The 406-nt window shown below is 59.9% G+C and carries 1 protein-coding gene; it reads right to left on the bottom strand.

Annotation, left to right across the window (positions count from 1 at the left end; all coding sequences use genetic code 11):
- Nucleotides 1–80 precede the first annotated feature (80 nt).
- Complete coding sequence (locus EN846_RS33700) at nt 81–362, bottom strand: acyl carrier protein (protein ID WP_095517116.1); 282 nt, start codon at nt 360–362, stop codon at nt 81–83.
- Between the last annotated feature and the right edge of the window lie 44 nt (nt 363–406).

The following is a 406-nucleotide window of genomic DNA, read 5'->3' as shown; positions in this document are numbered from 1 at the left end:
ATCTCTTTCCACATAGAGGCGGCGTCAGTGCCCAGTCCGCACAGGCCGCCCACTCCGGTGATAACGACGCGCCTGTCCATTCAAGCCTCCTTCGCAAGCAAGCCGCGGACGGCGTCCACGACGTCGCCGACATTCTTGAGATTGGACCAGGCATCGGCCGTGTTCATATCGATCTTGATGCCGTAGGCCTGTTCCACATCCCAGAGGACGTCCGCCAAACCCAGCGAATCGAACCCGAGCGCGTCCAGTTCCGTGGCGATTGTTATCTCGCCGACGAATGACGCAGGCATTCCCTCACCGCTCTCCGACTCGGCGCGTTTCTTGATCAGGGCAATGACGTCCGTTGCGAATTGATCGGCCATTCTGTTTCCTGTCTTTCTTTCCCGCGTTTCGACCCGGACCCGCG

This window comes from Mesorhizobium sp. M4B.F.Ca.ET.203.01.1.1, assembly GCF_004791025.1.
GTDB lineage: Bacteria > Pseudomonadota > Alphaproteobacteria > Rhizobiales > Rhizobiaceae > Mesorhizobium > Mesorhizobium abyssinicae.
The sequence above is the reverse complement of the archived record's forward strand: the minus strand, read 5'-3'. Positions and strand labels throughout refer to the sequence as shown.

What these genes read in the sequence shown, in the direction of transcription:
- EN846_RS33700 (WP_095517116.1), bottom strand. Translation starts at nt 362, where the DNA reads ATGGCCGATCAATTCGCAACGGACGTCATTGCCCTGATCAAGAAACGC.